This window comes from Cytobacillus oceanisediminis (assembly GCF_022811925.1).
Taxonomy (GTDB): Bacteria; Bacillota; Bacilli; order Bacillales; family Cytobacillaceae; genus Cytobacillus; species Cytobacillus oceanisediminis_D.
Genome location: NZ_CP065511.1, coordinates 1,953,561 through 1,975,248, shown reverse-complemented (window position 1 = coordinate 1,975,248; position 21,688 = coordinate 1,953,561). Strand labels below are relative to the sequence as shown.

19 protein-coding genes are annotated in these 21,688 nt (G+C 41.7%); 1 reads left to right on the top strand and 18 read right to left on the bottom strand.

The annotated features are described in order from the left end of the window. Positions 1–220: 220 nt before the first annotated feature. Complete coding sequence (gene hmpA, locus IRB79_RS10175; protein WP_243508339.1) at positions 221–1,450, top strand: NO-inducible flavohemoprotein; 1,230 nt, start codon at positions 221–223, stop codon at positions 1,448–1,450. A gap of 115 nt (positions 1,451–1,565) precedes the next feature. Here hmpA and ftsZ read toward each other — a convergent pair whose 3' ends face one another. The 18 genes from ftsZ to mraZ all read right to left on the bottom strand — a co-directional run bounded on the left by ftsZ (position 1,566) and on the right by mraZ (position 21,573). After that, positions 1,566–2,711 carry a cell division protein FtsZ gene (gene ftsZ / locus IRB79_RS10170; protein WP_113881869.1) on the bottom strand — a complete coding sequence of 382 codons (1,146 nt, stop codon included), beginning with the start codon at positions 2,709–2,711 and terminating at the stop codon, positions 1,566–1,568. A gap of 150 nt (positions 2,712–2,861) precedes the next feature. Then, positions 2,862–4,148, bottom strand: a complete 1,287-nt coding sequence (ftsA, locus tag IRB79_RS10165) for a cell division protein FtsA (protein ID WP_243508338.1) — start codon at positions 4,146–4,148, stop codon at positions 2,862–2,864. A gap of 123 nt (positions 4,149–4,271) precedes the next feature. Continuing rightward, positions 4,272–4,640 (bottom strand): small basic family protein, encoded by a 369-nt coding sequence (locus IRB79_RS10160; protein WP_019381715.1) that lies wholly within the window; start codon positions 4,638–4,640, stop codon positions 4,272–4,274. Next, positions 4,640–5,371: a DUF881 domain-containing protein gene (locus IRB79_RS10155; protein ID WP_243508337.1), complete on the bottom strand. Its 732-nt coding sequence runs from the start codon at positions 5,369–5,371 to the stop codon at positions 4,640–4,642. The genes IRB79_RS10160 and IRB79_RS10155 overlap by 1 nt, the downstream gene beginning before the upstream one ends. Positions 5,372–5,444: 73 nt before the next feature. After that, the gene (locus IRB79_RS10150) at positions 5,445–6,176 is read right to left on the bottom strand and encodes a DUF881 domain-containing protein (RefSeq protein WP_243508336.1); all 732 of its coding nucleotides are present in this window, start codon (positions 6,174–6,176) and stop codon (positions 5,445–5,447) included. Next, on the bottom strand, positions 6,124–6,915 hold the full coding sequence (locus IRB79_RS10145) for a cell division protein FtsQ/DivIB (RefSeq protein ID WP_243508335.1): 792 nt from the start codon (positions 6,913–6,915) through the stop codon (positions 6,124–6,126). The genes IRB79_RS10150 and IRB79_RS10145 overlap by 53 nt, the downstream gene beginning before the upstream one ends. Before the next feature lie 292 nt (positions 6,916–7,207). Beyond that, complete coding sequence (gene murB, locus IRB79_RS10140; RefSeq protein ID WP_243508334.1) at positions 7,208–8,116, bottom strand: UDP-N-acetylmuramate dehydrogenase; 909 nt, start codon at positions 8,114–8,116, stop codon at positions 7,208–7,210. A gap of 66 nt (positions 8,117–8,182) precedes the next feature. Then, complete coding sequence (gene murG / locus IRB79_RS10135; RefSeq protein ID WP_243508333.1) at positions 8,183–9,286, bottom strand: undecaprenyldiphospho-muramoylpentapeptide beta-N-acetylglucosaminyltransferase; 1,104 nt, start codon at positions 9,284–9,286, stop codon at positions 8,183–8,185. 406 nt (positions 9,287–9,692) lie between these two features. Next, positions 9,693–10,793: a stage V sporulation protein E gene (gene spoVE / locus IRB79_RS10130; protein WP_243508332.1), complete on the bottom strand. Its 1,101-nt coding sequence runs from the start codon at positions 10,791–10,793 to the stop codon at positions 9,693–9,695. Positions 10,794–10,963: 170 nt separating this feature from the next. Then, positions 10,964–12,316: a UDP-N-acetylmuramoyl-L-alanine--D-glutamate ligase gene (murD, locus tag IRB79_RS10125; RefSeq protein ID WP_243508331.1), complete on the bottom strand. Its 1,353-nt coding sequence runs from the start codon at positions 12,314–12,316 to the stop codon at positions 10,964–10,966. Further along, the gene (gene mraY / locus IRB79_RS10120) at positions 12,317–13,291 is read right to left on the bottom strand and encodes a phospho-N-acetylmuramoyl-pentapeptide-transferase (RefSeq protein ID WP_243508330.1); all 975 of its coding nucleotides are present in this window, start codon (positions 13,289–13,291) and stop codon (positions 12,317–12,319) included. 2 nt (positions 13,292–13,293) lie between these two features. Next, positions 13,294–13,743, bottom strand: coding sequence for a hypothetical protein (locus IRB79_RS10115; protein WP_243508329.1), 450 nt, complete (start codon positions 13,741–13,743; stop codon positions 13,294–13,296). Position 13,744: 1 nt separating this feature from the next. Beyond that, positions 13,745–15,205: a UDP-N-acetylmuramoyl-L-alanyl-D-glutamate--2,6-diaminopimelate ligase gene (locus tag IRB79_RS10110; protein WP_243508328.1), complete on the bottom strand. Its 1,461-nt coding sequence runs from the start codon at positions 15,203–15,205 to the stop codon at positions 13,745–13,747. Positions 15,206–15,441: 236 nt separating this feature from the next. Further along, positions 15,442–17,358 (bottom strand): stage V sporulation protein D, encoded by a 1,917-nt coding sequence (locus IRB79_RS10105; RefSeq protein WP_243508327.1) that lies wholly within the window; start codon positions 17,356–17,358, stop codon positions 15,442–15,444. Between the two features lie 97 nt (positions 17,359–17,455). Continuing rightward, the gene (locus IRB79_RS10100) at positions 17,456–19,678 is read right to left on the bottom strand and encodes a penicillin-binding protein (RefSeq protein ID WP_243508326.1); all 2,223 of its coding nucleotides are present in this window, start codon (positions 19,676–19,678) and stop codon (positions 17,456–17,458) included. Then, complete coding sequence (gene ftsL, locus IRB79_RS10095; RefSeq protein WP_243508325.1) at positions 19,678–20,043, bottom strand: cell division protein FtsL; 366 nt, start codon at positions 20,041–20,043, stop codon at positions 19,678–19,680. The genes IRB79_RS10100 and ftsL overlap by 1 nt, the downstream gene beginning before the upstream one ends. A 54-nt stretch (positions 20,044–20,097) precedes the next feature. Then, complete coding sequence (rsmH, locus tag IRB79_RS10090) at positions 20,098–21,030, bottom strand: 16S rRNA (cytosine(1402)-N(4))-methyltransferase RsmH (RefSeq protein ID WP_243508324.1); 933 nt, start codon at positions 21,028–21,030, stop codon at positions 20,098–20,100. 111 nt (positions 21,031–21,141) lie between these two features. Then, positions 21,142–21,573: a division/cell wall cluster transcriptional repressor MraZ gene (gene mraZ, locus IRB79_RS10085; RefSeq protein ID WP_243508323.1), complete on the bottom strand. Its 432-nt coding sequence runs from the start codon at positions 21,571–21,573 to the stop codon at positions 21,142–21,144. Positions 21,574–21,688: the final 115 nt, after the last annotated feature.

Sequence of the window (21,688 nt, the reverse complement as noted above, 5' to 3'; positions counted from 1 at the left end):
ATGATTCTGTTAGAAAAAAGTATAGCGCATTTCAATAAAGGAAGTGTGTCGCTTTCTGTATGCAAAAAGATAGAAATTTTCCCTATTCGCAACGGATTTTGTCATTATATTTCTATTTATTGCTCCTTCATTTTTTCGCTGGGTGTGATTTATATCACATTTTTTGTTTTCAATATCAACTATAATGACAGTGAAAATAATAAGAAGGAGTTTTGCTGATATGCTAGACACAAAAACAATTGAAATTATTAAAAGTACTGTACCTGTACTTGAAAAACATGGCGAAGATATTACGAAAACCTTTTATAAGTTAATGTTTACAAATCACCCTGAACTGCTGAACATCTTTAATCATGCTAATCAGAAACAGGGCCGTCAGCAAAAAGCACTGGCAAACTCAGTATATGCTGCTGCAAAATATATCGATAACCTGGAAGCTATACTCCCGGTTGTCACACAAATCGCTCATAAGCACCGATCTTTAGGCATTAAGCCTGAACATTATCCTATTGTTGGAGAGCACTTAATTCTTGCAATCAAGGAAGTGCTAAAAGAGGCTGCTACTGAAGAAATTATTGATGCCTGGATTAAAGCATATGGTGTGATTGCGGATGCATTCATCGGATTAGAAAAGAGCCTTTATGAGGATGCCGCTGATAAGCCAGGAGGCTGGGATGACTTCAGAACATTCACTGTTGCAAAAAAGGTGAAAGAAAGTGATGTAATTACTTCCTTCTATTTTACCCCTGATGATGGAGGAAATATTTCCAGCTATCTTCCGGGCCAGTACATTAGTGTGAAATTAATAATTCCAGGAGAGGAATACACACATATCCGCCAATACAGCCTATCCGACTCTCCGGAAAAATCTTATTACCGAATTTCTGTAAAGAAAGAAGAAGGTAATTCTGAAAAGCCGGACGGAAAGGTTTCCAGCTATCTTCACAATGACCTGAAAGAAGGCGACCGTATAGAGATAAGTGCTCCTGCTGGAGAATTTGTTCTAGATAAAATAGATAATCCTCTCGTTCTGCTTAGCGGCGGGGTAGGTATTACACCAATGCACAGCATGCTGTGTCATCTCGATGCAACAGGAGTAAAGCATGAGACTATTTTTGTTCATGCTGCACTCAACGGAAATGTACATGCATTTTCAGAGGAAGTTCAGGAAATTGAAAAAAGGAATCCATTGGTAAAAACATATTTCTGCTATGAAAGTCCAACAGAAAAAGATAAGGCCGAAAAAACCTTCAGCAAAGAAGGCTATATTACTTCAGACTGGTTAAACACAATAGTGCCTAATAAAGATAGTATAGTTTATATGTGCGGGCCTGTTCCTTTTATGCAGGCAATGTACGAGGCATTGCTTGAGGCAGGCTTCCAGAAGGATAATATCCGCTACGAATTCTTTGGGCCTTCTATGCAATTAAAGGAAACTCAGACTGTATAAATATAAATAAGCATGGCTCATATTTCTAAGCCATGCTTATTTATGTAAAAACCTTCAAAACAATTGATAAAACCCGTGGAATCGAGTTGATTCCACGGGTTTTATCAATCAAATATTATCTTCTGCGGTTACGGTTGCGGAGGAACGTCGGGATATCCAAAGTTTCTTCCGGCTGTTGAGATTGGCTGCTTCTTACAGATTCTTGTGGAGCTTCCTCTCTCTTTGGTTCACGCTTCATAGACGTTCCCATCCCTGGAGAAGATTTAGGCTGTCCGAATGTTGGCCTCATAGGCTTAGGCTGGATCACTTCTTCATTAAATCCAGTTGCAATGACCGTTACAACAATCTCATCTTTAAGGTTTTCATTAATGACGGAACCGAAGATCATATTCACGTCCTGATCTGAAGCAGAAGCAACAATGTCAGCTGCTTCCTGTACTTCATACAGGCTTAGATTAGAACCGCCAGTGATATTCATTAAGACGCCTTGTGCACCATCAATTGATGTTTCAAGCAAAGGTGATGAAATCGCCTTTTTCGCCGCTTCAGCTGCACGGTTTTCTCCTGCAGCGACACCAATACCCATTAAGGCAGAACCTTTATTGGACATGATTGTCTTCACATCTGCAAAGTCGAGGTTAATTAATCCCGGAACAGCAATCAAGTCGGAAATACCCTGCACACCCTGGCGCAGAACATTATCCGCTTCACGGAAAGCTTCAAGCATTGGAGTGCTTTTATCAACGATTTCCAATAGCCTGTCATTAGGAATGACGATCAGCGTATCAACCGCTTCCTTCATAGCAGCAATACCGCCGGCTGCCTGAGTGGAACGCTTGCGGCCTTCAAAAGTGAATGGGCGCGTAACAACACCAACAGTAAGAGCTCCTAAATCTCGTGCAATCTGGGCGATGACTGGAGCCGCACCTGTTCCAGTCCCTCCTCCCATTCCAGCTGTGACGAATACCATATCCGCACCTTTCAATGCTTCTTCTACCTGCTCTTTACTTTCTTCTGCAGCTTTTTTACCTACTTCAGGGTTGGCACCTGCTCCAAGTCCCCTTGTAAGTTTTCCTCCGATTTGCATTTTCACTTCTGCTTTTGATAAATTCAGCGCCTGAGCATCCGTGTTAACAGCAATAAACTCAACGCCTTGAACACCATGTTCAATCATTCTGTTTACTGCATTGTTACCGCCGCCTCCAACGCCGATGACTTTTATAGTTGCTAATGAATCCAAATTTGTATCAAATTCCAACATGACTAATCCTCCTAATTCGTCGATATTCCTAAGAACACCTTTTTTGATTCGCTTTTTTATACGCACTCCCAAAATGGCTTTTCAGTGCTTTTTTCTATCCGCCGAATGGCTTTTGATTCCGTTTCCCTAACCCTTGCGAATCAAATCAAGTTATTCGAAAAAGTATCCGAGGAACTTTTTAACTCTTGATGTGATTTTTTCTTCCGGCTGTTTTTCCGGCTTTGTTTTCGGTTGCGGTTGCGGTTTTTGCACTCGTTTTTCTTTTGCTTCAGGGACAGTCACTGGCTGTTCCATTTTTCTGCCCTGTATTTTAGCATTTTTATACGCGAACTTAATCAATCCAACAGCAGTCGTATACTGCGGTTCCCTCACGCCAATATAATCAGGAATTGCGATGCGGACTCTATTTTGGAAAACATCCTGTGCCAGTTCAAGGATTCCCTGTGTATTCGCTACGCCTCCAGATAATACATAGCCCCCTGGAAGATCTTTTGCTCCAAGACGTTTCACTTCGTGCTGGATAAGATCAAAAATCTCTTCCATCCGCGCTTCTATAATATCTGATATTTCCAGCTGATTAAATTGCTGATGCTGATCGCTTCCGATGATGGGAACACTGAATACCTCATCTTCAGATGCATGGTCATAGAACGCATAGCCATACTTTGTTTTGATATTTTCTGCATCTTCTGTAGATGTGCGGAGTCCGATAGATAAGTCTTTTGTGATATGGTCTCCCCCTACAGGTAGAACACTGGTTGCCTTTAAAGATCCATTTTCAAATATGGCAATGGTTGTGGAGCCGCCGCCAATATCAACAAGTGCAACTCCTAGACTTTTCTCATCCTTTGATAAAGCAAATGCACCTGCTGCCAGTGGCTGAAGTGTAATATCCATGATTTCAAGGCCAGCGCGTTCAACACAGCGCAGGGTGTTATGTAAAATCGTTTTCGATCCTGTAATAATGGTGCCTTCCATTTCCAGCCGCACACCAATCATTCCGCGGGGATCACTGATCTCGTCCAATCCGTCAACGATAAACTGTTTTGGAATAACATCAATGATGTCTCTTTCCGGCGGGATTGATACAACTTGTGCCGCGTCTATGACTCTAGCAACATCTTCGTCTGTAATTTCCCTATTTTCACTCGAGACTGCAACAACACCATGGGATGGCTGAAGCATAACATGATTGCCGGTAATTCCTACAATCACATTTTTTATCTCCATTCCTATCATTCTCTCAGCCTGTTCGATTGCCTTTTTAATAGAATGAACCGTTTCGTCTATATCAACAATGGACCCCTTGCGTAACCCTTCTGACTGTACATTGCCAACACCAATAATATTTAAAGAGTCATTGACCATTTCCCCAATGATTACTTTTACACTGGATGTACCGATGTCAAGACTAACATATATTTCATTGCTGTTCATTCTCTGGCACCTCCTTTTTTTTACAATTACGATTATTGAACAACAATCATTTTTTGCTGTTGTCTGATTTAATAAGTTAGTTTATCTATAAAATTATTCGTCAAAACTAATATTTTCCCTTTTTTAAATATCATTTTTTTCTGTTTTTTCTCTGTTTTGGGACCATTTTGCGATTAAAATTCTTCTGATGACCGCTATATTTTGGAATAGCCTGACTCCAAAAGCAAATACTGCTGCTAAGTACAAGTCTACACCAAGATGGACACCCAGAAAAGCTAAACTTGCTGCCAGCAGGATGTTAAAAAAGAAACCGGAAACGAAAACTTTTTCATCATAAATATTTTGAAGCTGCGCCCTGATCCCTCCGAATAGAGTATCCAATGCAGCAAGAACAGCAATGGAAAGATAATTCGAGTATTCATCCGGCACTTTTATATCTGTCATAAGTCCAAGTATCACACCTATGATCAATCCTAAAACGGGAAGCCACATTATGATTTGCCTCCTTCGTCAGGTATCACAGGCTCCATATATCTGATTCTCAATGCCTCGTCATATGCAGGAATCGTGATAAGCTCTGCAGACTTTTCCACCTTAACCCGCAGATTGTCAATGAAAAATTCTTCGGCAGAATTTGATACTTGCATGCGATTAAAAAGCTTCTCGGCAGATTGGGCATTCTCTGTTAATACTTTCACTTCAATAGGCAGGCGATTTAAGGCATATCCGTCTATCATGGTCTCTCTGTTAATATCCCTTATGACAGTAGTGTTGATGATCCTTCTGCCTCCAATGGAAATGTGCTGGGCATCATACATATTTAACTCATTTACAAGCCGCTTGAGCAAATCCGGGGAAACAGAATCAGCCTGCTTGCCGAGAAGAAGCTCCTCATGTACCGGTTCAATGCTTATGATTATGCCTGGTCCCGTCACTTCACTTAATCCGGCTTCCATTTTTAATTCCTCCAGCGTATCGCGAAGCACTTGCTCTTTGCTTTGTTTGCGCTTTGTTTCATATTGGGCAATTTTTTCTTCATTTGAACTGATTTCACGCAAAAGTTTTAATTGCAGTTCCTTTTCTTTAAGGATATCAGCTCTAAGCTGCCAGGTATCCCTTGTATCGCGGACAGCCGGTTCCTTAACTGTTTGAAACTGTATGGCAATCATAAAGCCAATTACAACTGTTATAAAGGTAAAGCTGAATTTCTTTTTGCTGTCCACTTTAATTCCACCTTGCTTTCCCGAATAAATTATTCTGTGGACAAATTTTCTACTTACGAATGCTGGTTTGGCTTTACGAACCCAGTAATGGTTCCATGATGATTTCGCCCTTTTTCTCTAATGTGAATTGGATGTTTTCATCTACCAATGTGTCTTTTACTCCGCCTGTCAGGTTCAGAGCAGAGGAAAGCACTTCGGCATCACCAATGGCAGTGATGACAAAAGGGGCAGGATGCTGGTAGCCGTCAACTTCTATTACAGGTCCATTGCAAACAATATAGGAACTGTGTGATAGTCTTTGGCCATTTATGGCAACTGCGGAAGCACCAGAAATATAGAGTTCATTAATCACCTTAAAGACATGGTGTTCATGGACGATATAATTGTTAATATTATCTTCATCCGGATCGTAATCACCATCTGCCAGAGTTACTTCCACCCCTGAGCCCTTTACTTTTACTTTGCCAAGATGCATCCTGTACTTCTCAGCATCCTCGGCAAGATTAAAATAAACCTGGGCTTCCTGTGAAAGCTCTTTTTCAATATCAAGAACGTTTTCCTGTTTTGTATTTAATTCTTTTTGAAGAGCTCTGTTTTTTTCCTCCAGTTCAACAAGCTGATTACGAAGTTCCAAATCTCTTTCCCACTGTTTTCCGCTTAATGCCGGCTTTTCTTCTTCTCCCTGTGTAAGGTGATAGGAAAATGCCATCATGTAACCCAGTACTAGAAACACCAGGGAGAATATTACATGATTACCCTTCACCTTCATTTTCTTTTTCAACTTCTTCAGCTCCCTCTGTTTCATAAGCTTTAAAATATGAGCCTACTTCCAAGTCGATGATTCCTTTTTTCTCGGGATCCAGCTGGCTTATGATAGAAGGGTAGTGTGCCATTTTTTCTGAGAAACTTCTTAAAGTAGCACTGACTTCAAAACCATCATTCATATACAAAGTAATATGGTTGGAATCTGTCTTTTTAGGAGAATGATGGATTTCGGAAATCGAATTTAACACCTCTTCAGGCAGTGATTCAAGCTCCCCAATCATCATATCAAGGATGTCACCCTCAGAAAAGTCATTGAGGATAGGAGCGTTGACAGGGATCTCCGCAACTTTTTCATCCTTTAATATGCTCCCATTCTCCATAACAGGAAGGTAGTGCTTCTCTTTAGCTATGTAGGCAATGCGCTTCAGTTCATCTACCTTAATATTAATTGTGCTTGGCAGCTGAACTTTAACAGTTGAAGATTTTATTTCAGGCAGCTCTTTAAGCTTACCCTCAATGCCCTCTTCGTCAACCTTCCAAATATTTGTTTTTTCAGTAACACCGCTGATTTGAATAATTTCTTCTTTATCATAAATTGAATTGCCGGATACCTTGATTTGTTTAATATGGCTTAAGGGCGATTGAAAGTAAATAACTAAAACAATCAGCGAGAAAAAAAGCAGCAGCAAAAAGATCAGTCTTCTGTTCGCTTTCTTTTTTCTTTGCTGTTTAAGCTTCGGTATTCGATCCTCTAGCGAGACAACCTTACTTTTCTCCACTTTTTATCACCCCATTAAGAAAAACGCAAGCGCCTTGCCCACCCCCGACACCTCGAGGGGGCAGGCGCTGGAGCTAGACAATTATCGAAATTTAGAGCATACCTTCATATATTTTCAGAAAAGCGCATGGACAATAAATTAAAACAATCAAGCAGCTTGTCCAGCACAATTTATGCAATTACTAAATTAGGGAAGAGAACGGCATGTGAGCCATGCCGTTTTTACTACATTTACTGTTATCTAATAAATTATTATATCACAATAAATGGTATCCGTAAGGTATTATTCCCCGTTACTTTCGACCGATTATTTCCACTTCTGTCTCCATTTTAACTCCATACAAATCAAATATTGTATCTTTAATATGCTGAATTAATGCAAGTACATCTTCCGCTTTGGCATCTCCTGCATTCACGATGAAATTCCCATGCATATTGGAAATTTGCGCACCGCCGATGGTATGGCCTTTCATGCCGGCTTTTTCTATCAGCTGGCCAGCATATTCAGGAAGCGGGTTACGGAAAATACTGCCTGCACATGGGAAGTTCCAGGGCTGGGTTTCCTTCCTGTAATCCTTATTCTTTTGCATTGCAGAGGAAATTTTTTCCCTGTCGCCCTCTGTAAGCCGGAAAACGGCCTCAAGAACAATCCCTGGACGTTTCGTTTGAAGGACGGATGTTCTATAAGAAAATTCCATTTCTTCGTTCGTGAGCCATTCCATATTTCCATCCTCAAAAAGAACATGTGCTTTGGTCAGAATTTGTGAAATATCAGAACCGTGAGCACCAGCGTTCATATAAACTGCTCCGCCTACAGACCCGGGAATCCCGCTGGCAAATTCGAGACCTGACAAGCCTTTTTTGCTGATAATTGTGGAGAGGGCAACCAATGAATAACCGCCGCCTGCTCTTAGCTCCGTTTCATTAAGATCCAGGTGATCCATGCCGCGGCCCAATTTAATAACCACACCTTCAATGCCTCCATCAGATACGAGCAAATTTGATCCTCTTCCAATTGCTCTCCATTTCAGTTCATAGCGATGGATCAATTCCATCGCTTTTGCCAGGTTTTCTATGGAAGAAGGCTCAATAAACAAATCGGCGGGTCCGCCAATTTTCATTGTTGTATGATTAGCCATCGGCTCATTTTCTTTAACTGTACCGATGTTTAATTCTCTAAGCTTGCTGATAAATTCGTCCATATTTACCTCCCTTTCTATTGATCTATGCCTAAATTTATTTATTCTATGCAAATTTTCTATTCAGGGCTACTTCCCATTATTTGAAACCAATTCGGCCATTAATTTGTAAAGCCTATTTGATGCATCACGGATTCCAAGTTTTTTCGAAGCTTCCTTCATGTTACTCATCTTATCTTTATCGAGGATGATTCGGTCGATGCTGTCAATAAGCTTTTTCCCTGTTAACTTTTTTTCAAGCAATAGTTCTGCAGCACCATGGTCGCTTAGCGCTCTTGCATTTTTCTCCTGGTGGTTATTTGTTACATATGGGCTTGGGATTAAAATGCTCGGAATTCCTAAAGAAGTGATCTCTGCCAAAGTGGTGGCTCCCGCACGTGATACGACCAGGTCTGCTCCGGCCAGCACTTCTGGCATATTGTGAATAAATGGTTTAATCATTACATTTTCAGGGCTTCCGACCAGTTCTATTTCTTTTTGTACATCCTCATAATGGACGTCCCCTGTGATATATAGAACCTGATAAGGCTTTTCACCAAGCTCAGCCAGAGATTTTAGAACTGCATCATTGATTGGCCTTGCCCCTCTGCTGCCTCCAAAAATTAACACAGCAGGGACACCGGTTTTTAATCCTGCTGATAGTCTTCCCCTGATCCCATCCTGTCCCAGAACCTCTGATGCGCGCGGATTCCCTGTCATGACTGTTTTAGTTTCCGGAAAAAAAGCCTTTGCTTCTTCAAAACAGACTGCGATTTTATCAACATATCTGCTTAAAAACTTATTGGTTAATCCCGGGACGCTGTTTTGCTCATGTATAATGGTTGGTATGCCAAGCTTTGAAGCGGCATATACAACAGGACCACAAACATATCCGCCCGTGCCGATTACGACATCCGCATTAAATTCCTTAAGCATCTTTTTACTTTCACGAACGCCTTTCAGGAACCTTAAAACAGTTTTAACATTTTCCAAAGAAATTTTTCTTTTAAAACCAGTTATATGTATTGATTTAAAAGGGATATTTTCACGATTGACAATCGTATTTTCAAGTCCTTTTTCAGTTCCAATATATAGAAATTCGGCATCTTTATGTTCTTTCTGAATTTGTCTTATAAGCGCAAGTGCCGGATATATATGTCCGCCAGTTCCTCCGCCGCTAACAGCAATTTTCATTCTTTCACCTCAAAAAAGAATCTATTATCAAAGAAAGCTTTATTTTTTCTGCCATTGATCAAATATAAAGCTTTCTGATTTTGTGAAGGTCATCCAGCGTTAGAGCGGAAAACACTCCCCCTCTATTCCCTATTCTACTATATTCAAAACAAATAGATAGGAACGTACATCATAATGTTAAAGAAATGTAATAATGTGCAAAATTGCAAAGAAGTTTGATAATTCTTCAATGCTGGATATATTGTTTCTTCCAAGAAAAGCGGAAGCCCTTGCCCAACCCCGACACCTCAAGGGGGTAGGCTGCTTGCGCTAGACAGTTATCGACGTTCAAAATTTTATACTTTCTTATTCTGCAAAAAAGAAACCCTGCTTCACAGGGTTTCCAAAATGCATGTTATAAAATGCGCTAGTACCTTGCATATCTGCTTATATTAAGCAGAACCCCTATAGCCATGAGCATCAGTGTCAATGACGATCCCCCGTAGCTCAGAAACGGAAGTGTGATGCCAGTAACAGGCATCAGCCCTGTTACTACTCCGATATTTATCATTACCTGAATAGCGACCATTGCTATGATCCCAACAGCCAAGAAGCTCCCATATAAATCAGGGGCGCCAAGCGCTATGCGGATGCCTCGCCATAAAAGAAGTGCAAATAATAAAATGACAAAAGATCCGCCTATAAATCCAAGTTCCTCAGCTAAAATAGCAAAAATAAAATCTGTCTGCGGCTCAGGAAGATAAAAAAACTTCTGTCTGCTCTGTCCCAGTCCAAGGCCAAACAATCCTCCAGGCCCTATTGCATATAAGGACTGGATAATCTGGAATCCGCTGCCCAGAGGATCTTCCCAGGGGTCTAGAAATGAAGTAATCCGCTTTATCCTGTAAGGGGCCGACAGAACAAGTGCCACAAATCCGGCCAAGCCTGCAGCGCCAAACCAGACAAAGTGGCTGATCCTCGCTCCTGCGATAAAAATCATGACAACACAAGTACCCACCATTACAGTTCCAGTGCCTAAATCAGGCTGCAGCATTATTAATCCAAATGCTAAAAATACAAGCCCTAAAGATGGAACAAGACCTTTTCTGAAAGAGGTAATCAGCTTTTGTTTTTCGGAGAGGAATTTTGCCATAAATACAATCATGGCAAGCTTCATAAACTCCGAAGGCTGAATAGAAAATGCTCCAACGCCAATCCAGCTCCGCGACCCATTTCGCACATTTCCAATACCTGGAATCAGCACCATGAGCAAAAGCACAAAACAGACAATAATTAAGACCTTTGCCCAAGTTCTCCAGGTCCAATAATCCACATTCATGATAAAAAACATCGCAATAATTCCAACTCCGGCAAAAAGCATTTGCCTTTTCGCAAAAAAGAAAGAATCATCAAATTTATAATCTGCCCAAATTGCACTTGCACTATATACCATAGTCAATCCTACAGCAAGCAGCATAAAAGTGACGATCATTAATATAAAATCGGGAGTGGTTTTTTTGGTCGGCAACGAAAACACCTCGAATGCAAGTTTTAGGGCTATCAAGGAACCTATTTCCTGCAGCAAATAAACTTACCTGTTTTTCGGCAGTCTTAATACGTTCCTTATTAAAGCTCTAAATGTCACGCGAAGCAGATGTATGCCTTTGCTGTCGTTTCCATAGTCCCGCAGACAAGCCCTTAATTAAGCTTATGCACCGCATCTATAAACATGTCTCCCCGAACCTCAAAAGTTTTATATTGGTCCCAGCTTGCACAAGCAGGAGAAAGCAGAATCACATCTCCTGGCTCTGAAAGCTTAAAGGCAGCAGGTACGGCTTTTTCCACATTATCGACACGCTCAATTGTTTTTATTCCTGCTTCCAATGCTGCATTTTCAATCTTTTCAGCTGTTTGCCCAAAGGTTACAAGAGCTTTTACCTTTTTGAGAGATGGGATGAGTTCATCAAAGCCATTTCCGCGGTCAAGACCGCCTGCAAGAAGAATGACAGGCTGATCAAATGCTGCTACTGCATTCTTCGTTGCTAAAATGTTCGTTGCTTTAGAATCATTATAAAATTTCCTGCTTTGGTATTCACCTACATACTGCAGACGATGCTTTACTCCTGTAAACGAACTTAGAACTTGGCTGATGGCTTCATTCCCGACTCCCGTCAGCTTGGCAGCAGCCACTGAGGATAGGATATTCTCAAGGTTGTGCTCTCCTGGCAGTGAAACATCTTTTCTTTCCATCACTTGTTCATCATTAAAGTAAATCCAGCCATCTTTGACATATGCCCCTTCAGACAGCTCTCTGGAAGTTGAAAAAGGAATTATTTTTGCCGCTGACCGTGCAGCGGCTTCCATTACTTTATTTTGATCGGCATTGACTATGAAATAATCCTTTTCAGTCTGATTCATCGTAATATTTGCTTTGGCTGCATGATACTCTTCTCTTGTGCCATGATAATCCAAATGGGCATCATATAAATTTGTTAAAATGGCGATTCTCGGCCTGAAATCCTGAATACCCATCAGCTGAAACGATGAAAGCTCAATCACGATATTATTTTCTTCTGCAGCATTCTGGGCGACCTCTGAAGCTACTGTTCCAATATTTCCTGCTATCAGCGGCATTTTGCTCCCTGCCTGAAGCATGTCAAACACAAGAGTAGTTGTAGTGGTTTTTCCATTTGTGCCTGTAATTGCAATAAAAGGAGCTTCAGAGACCTGGTAGGCAAGCTCCACTTCTGTAATGACTGGTATGCCCTTTTCAAGGGCTCCTTTTATCATTGGATTATGATAAGGAATACCCGGGTTTTTTACAATCAGCTCAAATCCCTCTTCCAGAAGTTCAATTGGATGACCCCCGCAAATGACCGTAATCCCCTGCTCAAGCAGTCCTTGAGCTTCAGGATTTTCAGCAAGAGGCTTATAATCGTTAACAGTCACAAATGCTCCAAGCTTATGTAAAAGGGAAGCTGCACTCACTCCGCTTTTCGCCAGACCCAGCACTAATATTTTTTTATGTCGATAGCGATTGACTTCTTTCACTTACACCCACACCTCAATATAGATTCCTAAGATTGCAAACAATAGGCCAACGGTCCAGAATGTAACGACAACCCGCCATTCTGACCAGCCCACCAATTCATAATGATGATGGAGCGGGCTCATACGGAAGATCCGTTTCCCAGTGGTCTTAAAAGATGCCACCTGTAAAATAACAGATAAAGTTTCAATAACAAAAACACCGCCGATAATAATCAGGATGATTTCAAGTTTTGTCAGGATGGCTATAGTCGCAATAGCTCCACCCAGAGCCAGTGATCCTGTGTCTCCCATGAACACCTTTGCAGGATGGGCATTAAAGACAAGGAAACCCAATACCGCTCCCACAACAGCTACAGAAAAAATGGATACTTCAAATTGGGATTGATTCCAAGCCAATACCGCAAATGCTCCAAAAGCGATTGCAGCAGTCCCAGAGACAAGTCCATCAAGTCCATCTGTCAGATTGACAGCATTCGAGAATCCGACAAGCCAGAAAATAATAAATAAAACATATCCCCAGCCCAAATCAATCGAAATGTCTGTCAGCGGAATATGCACTTCTGTTGAAAAATCATTTTGCTTGAAAACAAAATAAAAAATAACAGAAATAATAATCTGGCCCAGCAGCTTTTGCTTTGAAGTCAGACCTAAGTTGCGCTTTAATACTACTTTAATAAAGTCATCAAGAAAACCGAGAAGTCCAAAGCCCAGTGTAACCAGCAGCAGCAAATATGTTTCTACAGTAGGTTCTGAAAATTTCCCGGTCATAAGCAACGTGGTCACCGTGACTGAAAGAAGAATCATGACTCCGCCCATTGTCGGTGTACCCGTCTTTTTCTGATGGGATTTTGGGCCTTCTTCACGGATGCTTTGCCCGAATTTCAATCTTCTCAGGAAGGGAATAAAAATGGGAGACAGCAAAACAGTAATTAAAAAACCTGCCAATATTGTGAAAAAAATAACTTGCTCCATCATACTTATCCCCTCCTTTCCTGCTTGTCATTTCCTGCAGCTTCCGCTAATCTTTCAGCCATCACAGCAATATCATATGTTGCTTCGTTTTCTTTAAGACTTTTTTCACCTGAAATAAGGAAATTAGTTGTGTTCATGTTTTCTTCTGATTTGCTTAATTTTTCTATATATAATTTCATGATGTCCTTTAAGCCTTTCGTTAAGTCGTTTGTATAAAAAATAGGGAAATGATTCGGGGTATATGCCGGCGTCTTGGCATTCTCATGCCAGAGAGCAGCAACAGCCCCTTTTTCAATAGCTTCTTTCAGGTTTTCGGCCTCTCCAAAAGGAATATAAATTCCTTTTGGCTGCAGGGCGGAAGAGGACGAAGCGACCGTATGAAATTCCAGCTCATTATCCTTTATCCCTTTTACGGCCGGAAACAGTTCCGCTAAATCCCGATACGTCAAATACATTTTATCGCTCCTCTATAGCCTCTTTTGCGACAAGGCGGTCATCAAAGTCGAAAACCTGGTTCCCTACCTGCTGATATGTCTCATGACCCTTGCCAGCTATTAAAATAACGTCTCCTTTACTGGCATTTTTCACCGCATAGTGAATGGCCTCTTTTCGATCGGCGATTGTTTTATAACTTTCACCTTTTACTCCCTCTTCCATATCCCTCAGGATTTGGATCGGGTCTTCACTTCGGGGATTATCAGAAGTAAAGATCGGGTCTGTACTGTACTGGCATGCAATTTCAGCCATTAGCGGCCGCTTGGACCTGTCTCTGTCTCCTCCGCATCCCACGATGGCAAAAATGCGGTTCAGGGCAAATTGCTTTACCGTTTCCAAAGCATTTTTCAGGCTGTCCGGAGTGTGTGAATAATCAACAATCACAGAAAAATCCTGACCTGCATCTACGGTTTCAAATCTGCCTGCTACACCTTTAACTTCTTCAGCAGATTTGATGATTTGCGAGATTGATATTCCTGAAGCGATTCCTGCACCTATACTGGCAAGAACATTATAGATGCTAAACTTGCCTATCATTTTCAGAGAAATCTTATGCTTCCCGAATGGAGAGATTAAGTCAAATTCCGTACCGCCAGCAGTCATCTGAATATTAATTGCCCGAATGTCAGCTTCCTGATCAATCCCATAGGAAATGACATGAGCAGCCGTCGATTTTTCATATTCTGCAGAAGCAGAGTCATCTGAATTTAAAATGGCATACTTCGGCTCTCCATGATTATAGGCGCTTCCGAGCTGGGCAAAAAGCAGCCCTTTTGCTCTCCTGTATTCATCCATTGTTTTGTGATAATCCAGATGATCCTGAGTCAGGTTTGTAAATACGGCTATATTAAAATCACAGCCATGAACGCGCCCTTCATCAAGTGCATGCGAAGACACTTCCATTACGGCTGAATCTACACCTGCATCTGCCATTTTTCTAAATGTACTTTGCAGAGTCAAACTTTCAGGAGTGGTATTTTTCACTTCAAAGGTTTCATCGGCAATCTTCGTATACATCGTGCCAATTAAGCCCGTCTTCCTTCCTGCATCGGCAAGGATTTTCTCTATTAAATGGCTTGTTGTTGTTTTGCCATTAGTGCCTGTTATGCCAATTAAATGAAGCTGCTTGCTCGGCTGTCCATAAAAAGCATCAGCCAGCACGGCCATGGCCCGTTTTGTATTCTTTACCACTATAACTGGGATATCCAAATTCAATTCTTTTTGGGCAATGACAGCTGCTGCACCTTTTTCAGCAGCAGAAGCTGCAAAGTCATGGCCATCCACCGTATACCCCTCAATACAAACAAACAGACTTCCAGGTGTAACTTTCCGGTTATCGTTAACAATCGCTGTGATTTCCGGGTTTTCCCCTTTATAAGTCATATAAGGCTGCAAAAATCGCAGCAATTTATGTAATTCCATGTCTACCAATCCTCTCGTGTTAAACAGAACAATCTAATCCTTTTTTAATGCCTCTGGTCATATTCATTTTTAAATTCTTAAACTAACATTCTAAATGATGGCGATATATATTGTACATGATAATTGCTTTTTTAGCTATTTAATATATAGAACCCAAACCCAGAAAGTATGTTGCGGTTTCCTTACAAACAAAAAAATTCAGGCGGCGCAGGATGATGCCGCCCTCAGTTCTATTCTTATTTGTCGTCAAAATACAGCCGGATCGTTGACCCTTCTTTTAGCTTGATGCCAGGCTGAGGCGTTTGCTTGACCACTGTATTTCCTGTGCCGCTCGCATCAATTTTCAGGTTAAGATAGAGCTCCCCCAGATCCTTCTTTGTCAGGCCGACCATATCAGGAACTTCTATCATTGGGGAATCCATCCATGTCAGCTCTTTTTCAATTTGATTTTTCCGCGGCTTTACTCCCATGGCCCGCAAGCTGTCCCCCATGATCTCCCCTACAATCGGTGCAGCAACTACGCCGCCAAATTGAATCGTTCCTTTTGGATTATCCACAGCCACATAAACAACAAGCTGCGGATCATCAGCAGGTGCAAATCCTATAAATGATACTATATGGTTATTTTCCAGGTACCGGCCATTTTGCGCTTTTTGTGCAGTCCCAGTTTTACCGCCTACACGGTACCCGTCGACAAATGCCTTTTTTCCTGATCCTTTTGCCACAACTGATTCAAGCGCTTTTCGAATTTCATCTGATGTTTCCTTTGAGATTACTTTTCTCTTTGCATCAGGTGATTTTTTCATCAGTATTTCTCCGGTAGCCGGATTAATTAGTTCTTTGGCTATATAAGGGGTATATAATGTTCCGCCATTAACGGCAGCCGAAATGGCTGCTACCTGCTGAATTGGGGTCACGGAAACTCCCTGTCCAAAAGCAGTAGTTGCCTGCTCAACAGGGCCAACCCGATCGAGATTAAATAGAATCCCTTTCCCTTCTCCCTGCAGATCGATGCCGGTCTTTTCTCCGAACCCAAAGTCACGGATATATTTAAACAGTTTTTCTTTGCCTAATCGCTCACCCAGCTCTACAAAACCAGGGTTACAGGAATTCTGGACTACTTCCAGATAAGTCTGGCTGCCATGGCCGCCCTTTTTCCAGCATCTTAGTCTGGCACCGCCAACTTCAACAGATCCCGGGTCATGGAAATGATCCCTTTCCAAGTCTACTTTGCCTTCTTCTAACGCAGCTGCCAGAGTGATGATTTTGAATGTGGAACCAGGCTCGTATGTACTCCAGATTGGCAGGTTGCGGTTGTAAATTTCCGGGGGTACATTCCTGAAATTCGCAGGGTCAAAATCGGGCCTGCTGGCCATGGCAAGAACTTCCCCGTTATTCGGATTCATGGCAATTGCTATTATTCCATCAGGGTTGTATTCAGCCTGGGCAATATCAAGTTCCCTTTCTACGATTGTCTGAATCTTTGAATCGATAGTGAGCTTTAAATCCATTCCATCAACCGGCGGCTTGTAGTCATCCGCCATATCGTTCATCCGTTCTCCCTTTGCATTCGCATAAAACTTAACTGACCCTTTTTTTCCTTTTAGTTCTTCATCATAATATAATTCAAGACCCATAAGACCCTGATTATCAATTCCCGAAAACCCCAAAACATGCGAGAGATAATTCCCGAAAGGATAATGGCGTTTTGAATCTTCTCCAATGTAGATGCCTTCAATTTCCAGAGCACGGATTTCTTTCGCTTTTTCATGGGAAATTTTTCGGCCTTCAGGAATTTTAACACTTGATTCTCTTTTTGTGATAAGCTGGTAAGCTTTTTCTTTTGACATATTCAGCACTGCACCCAATTTCTCTGCAGCATCAGCAGGATCTTTTATTTGCCTGGGTACAACATAAACAGTTGGGGCACTGACATTCGTAGCCAGCGGAACACCGTTGCGGTCGACGATTTCTCCTCTTTCCGGTTCAAAAGGGATGTCTCTGCTCCATAGTTCCTTTGCGCCATCTGTAAGCAAATTCCCCAGAAAGAATTGAACATATCCAAGACGCAAATCAATAATAAAAAAAACGAGAATACCAACAAACAACGCTACAGTCAGCCGTTTTCGAACGGTTACATTTGAAACACGCATGTACGGACGAACCTCCTTAGATTATGGCTCGTTCCAATATATGCTTGTACATAAATGAATAGAACGCACTGCCGCTCATCCGGCAGTACGTTCTAATTTAATCCAGCACTGCTTCCTCTTCTTCCTGCTGCTCTTCTGATTCCAGGTTTTCCTCATTATATTTCTCTGCAGGCGGCTCAAGTTCGACGATTAAATAGTCACCTTCCCTGAGTGCAGAACCAGCCTTCAGATTTTGCTTCACCACATATCCGCTTCCTACAGTATTCAGCTTTAAGTCAGCAAGCTTTGCCACCTTCATAACGTCCCTTAGCGACCATCCATTCATATCAGGCACCGTTAACTCGCCTTCCGTCTTTAAGATTACTCGTTCTCCTTCCAGCAAATTGTACATATTTCCAGGGACCTGTCTTTCAACCTTGCTTCCCTTTCCCAGTACAATAGCTTCGAAACCGGACTTTTTCAATTCTGCCTTTGCTTCCTGAACTGTTTTCCCTTCCACTTCAGGTGCTTGTTCAGAGTTTGCCTTTAGTTCCTTTGCCGGCTCGATATTTAAATATTGAAGACTGCTTTTCATAACCGGTGTAAAAATCTTGGCAACCGGCTCAGCACCGTTTGTACTGAGATCAATATCCGGCTGCTGGACCGCTACATAGATGATCAGTTCAGGATCATCTTTTGGCGCCATGCCTAAAAAGGAGAAGATAAAATTTTCATGTCCCGTTAAATATCCCCCGCCATTTGGGTCAGGGATTTGGGCAGTCCCCGTTTTTCCGGCAACCTCGTAGCCCTCAATATTATACCTTTTGTAGCCCGTTCCGTTTTCAGAAGACACAACCGTTTCCAGGATATCCCTGGTTTTCTTGGCCGTTTCTGCTGAGATTGGATTCCCCTTCACTTCCGGCTTTGTTTTTTTTAAGACTTCATTTTTATCACCATCAAAAATACTGCTGATCACATGAGGCTGCATCATTTTTCCGTCATTTGCAATGGCAGTAGCTGCCTGTACCTGCTGAATTGGCGTAATGGCAGAACCTTGTCCGAATCCGGTCGTTACCTTATCAAGCGGCCACTCGTAAGCGATTTTTCCGCCTGTTTCATTCGGCAGGTCAATTCCAGTTGGATTTTCAAATCCAAACTTTGTTATATATTCCCTGTATTTTTCATAACCAAGCTTCTCTTTAACTATTTTAGCAAAAGCCACGTTCGACGAACGCTGAACGCCTTCAAGATAAGTAATGGAGCCCCAGCCCCGTCCCTGGTTATGGTCGCGTATAGCAGGTGAGTTTTCTGTTACTTTATAACTTCCTGATTTATACCATTCATTCGGATCAAATTCTCCCTCCTCAATGGCTGCAGCCAAGGTAAAGATCTTCATAGTGGAGCCGGGCTCAAATGAGTTTTCGATCACTTCATTATGCCACGTCTCTTCAATGCCTTCCTTTGTTTTCGGATGAAAGGATGGCCTCTGTCCCATTGCCAAAATCTCACCCGTTTTGGCATCCGCGACTACAGCAACCATCTTTTTCGGCTTATACTCTTCGTCTACTTTATTCATGGAATCTTCGAGGAAAGTCTGGATCTTTTTATCGATTGTCAAATACACATCTTTACCATTTTGAGCCGGCTGGATTTTTTGATCTCCATTTGGGAGGAGATAGCCCCATATATCGCTTTCATAGCTGAACTTTCCATCTTTTCCTGTGAGCACATCATTCAAACTCTGTTCAAGGCCCAGCATCCCTACTGTATCGGTTTTATTCGTCTTCGATTTTTTCTTTTCTACATATCCGACTAAATGTGAGGCGAAGACCCCATTTGGGTAGAACCGTTTGGAATCAGTTATGAATGTAATCCCCGGTAATTTCATATCTTCAATTTCTCTTTTTGTCTTTAACGGAAGATCGCGCCCCTCTTTACCAAATTCCACCTGGAATGGCGTTTCCCCATCTTTTGTTTTCTTCGTTAGGATCCTATATATATCCGACTCTTCCAGATCAATAGCTTTTGAAAGTGCCGCTGCTGTTTCTTCAGGGTCTTTCACATAATCCGGCTTCATGCTTTTATCGAGGATTGCTACAAGCTTGTAGGAAATAGTATCCTCGGCAATGACTTCACCATTGCGGTCATAAATAGTACCCCTTTTGGCTTGAATTGTCTTTTCACGTTCATATTTTTGCTGAGCTTTTGCTGCAAGTGCATGTCCCGCTGCTTCACCTGTAACCTGAATGGAAACAAAGCGGAAAATTAATACAAAAAAGAGCAGGCTGAATATTAAAAATAATATCGCTGCTCCAAAATTGATATTTGGCTGTTTCTTCATTAATCTTCCACGACCTTGACATTATTTCCGCTGAATTTAAGTCCCATTTCCTCAGCTTTTGCTTTAATGCGCTCGTATGTACTTAATTCGCTCACTTGCATTTTCAGATCTGTATTCACTTTATTCTGCGTTTGGATTGCTTCCTCTGTTTGCTGAATTTCTTTATTCACTTCGTAAATGGCTGCCTGGTTTGAAACCATTTGCACTGCACCAAAACAAACAATGCCAGTGAAAGCAAGTCCCAGTATTTTTTCCCCGGGGGAAAGCCATGACTTTTTTGATTTTAATTTCCTGGGAGCCTGGACGGGCTGGGTTTGCACATCAAATTGTTTTTCTTCCTGAATTTTTCGGGCTAAATTGCTCATAATTCCCCTCCTGTAAATTTTTTATTTATTCTCTACTGTGGTATTCGTATTCACTTAAAGCTTCTCTGCTATTCTCAGTTTAGCGGACCTTGCACGATTATTGTGTTCCAGCTCGTCTTCTGAAGGCAGAATCGGCTTTCTGTTAATAAGCTTTAAGGTTGGTTTATATTCATCTGGAATAATCGGCAGGCCGGGAGGCAGATTTGGTGTTTCACTGGCTTTTTTAAAGGCAGCTTTGCAAATCCGGTCCTCCAGTGAATGAAACGTAATCACGCTGATTCTTCCATTGGGATTTAATATGTCAATAGCCTGGTGCAAAGAGTCCTCAAATACACCGAGTTCATCATTAACAGCTATTCTGATGGCCTGAAATACACGTTTGGCGGGATGCCCGCCTTTTCGTCTGGCAGGAGCAGGTATTGCCTCTTTAATCAGTTCAACCAGCTGGCCTGTTGTTTCTATCGGGGAAACTTCCCTGGCTGCTTCAATCTTCCTCGCAATTTGCTTCGAGAATTTCTCTTCTCCATATCTGAAGAAGATTTTCACAAGTTCACCATATTCCCAGCTGTTTACCACATCATAAGCGGAAATGTCAGCACCTGTATCCATTCTCATATCAAGCGGGGCATCATTATGATAGCTGAAACCTCTTTCAGGTGTATCCAATTGAGGTGATGAAACGCCAAGATCATATAAAACACCATCTACTTTTGAAACACCAAGGTTTGCAAGCTCTTCCTGAAGATACTTGAAATTACTTTTGATGATCGTAATTCTGTCACCATATTCAGCCAGTTTTTCTTTTGCGTGAGCAATTGCTGTGTCATCCTGGTCAAATGCGTACAGCTTTCCCTTTTCAGACAGCTGGGAAAGAATTAATTCACTGTGGCCTGCGCCGCCCAGTGTACAATCCACATACACTCCATCAGGATGGATATTTAAGCCTTCTACTGTTTCTTTTAATAGCACTGTTGTATGTTCAAACATTGTTGTATGAATCCACCTTTCCAATCCGAGAAGCACGAGACGCATTATAGGCATCTGGAGCTAAACAAATATCTTTGTATCATGGGAAATTATATTACTAAAACATTCCCATTATATATCAAACCCAATCATGTTTTCCGCAATATCAGCAAAAGATTCCTCTGATTCTGCAAAATAATCTTCCCAAAGATTTTTGCCCCATATCTCGATCCGATTGGAAACGCCCAGCACTACACATTCTTTTTCCAATTTTGCATATTGCAGAAGCGGGGAAGCAATATTTATTCTTCCTTGTTTGTCAATTTCACATTCAGTGGCACCTGAAAAGAAAAAACGGGTAAATGCACGGGCATCTTTTTTGGTAAGCGGAAGGCCCTTTAATTTTTCTTCAAGCTGCCTCCACTCATCCATGGGGTAGCCAAACAAACATTGATCAAGTCCGCGTGTCAAAACAAATGTTTCACCCAAGTTATCACGAAACTTGGCTGGCACGATGAGACGGCCTTTATTATCAACGTTGTGATGGAACTCACCCATGAACATACCCACTGCACCCACTTTCTAACTCAAATGTACCACAATCCCCCACTTTCCTCCACATGTTTTTAATTATTCTACCACCTCATATAAAATCCTGCTTCCCATAAGGTATTCCCCC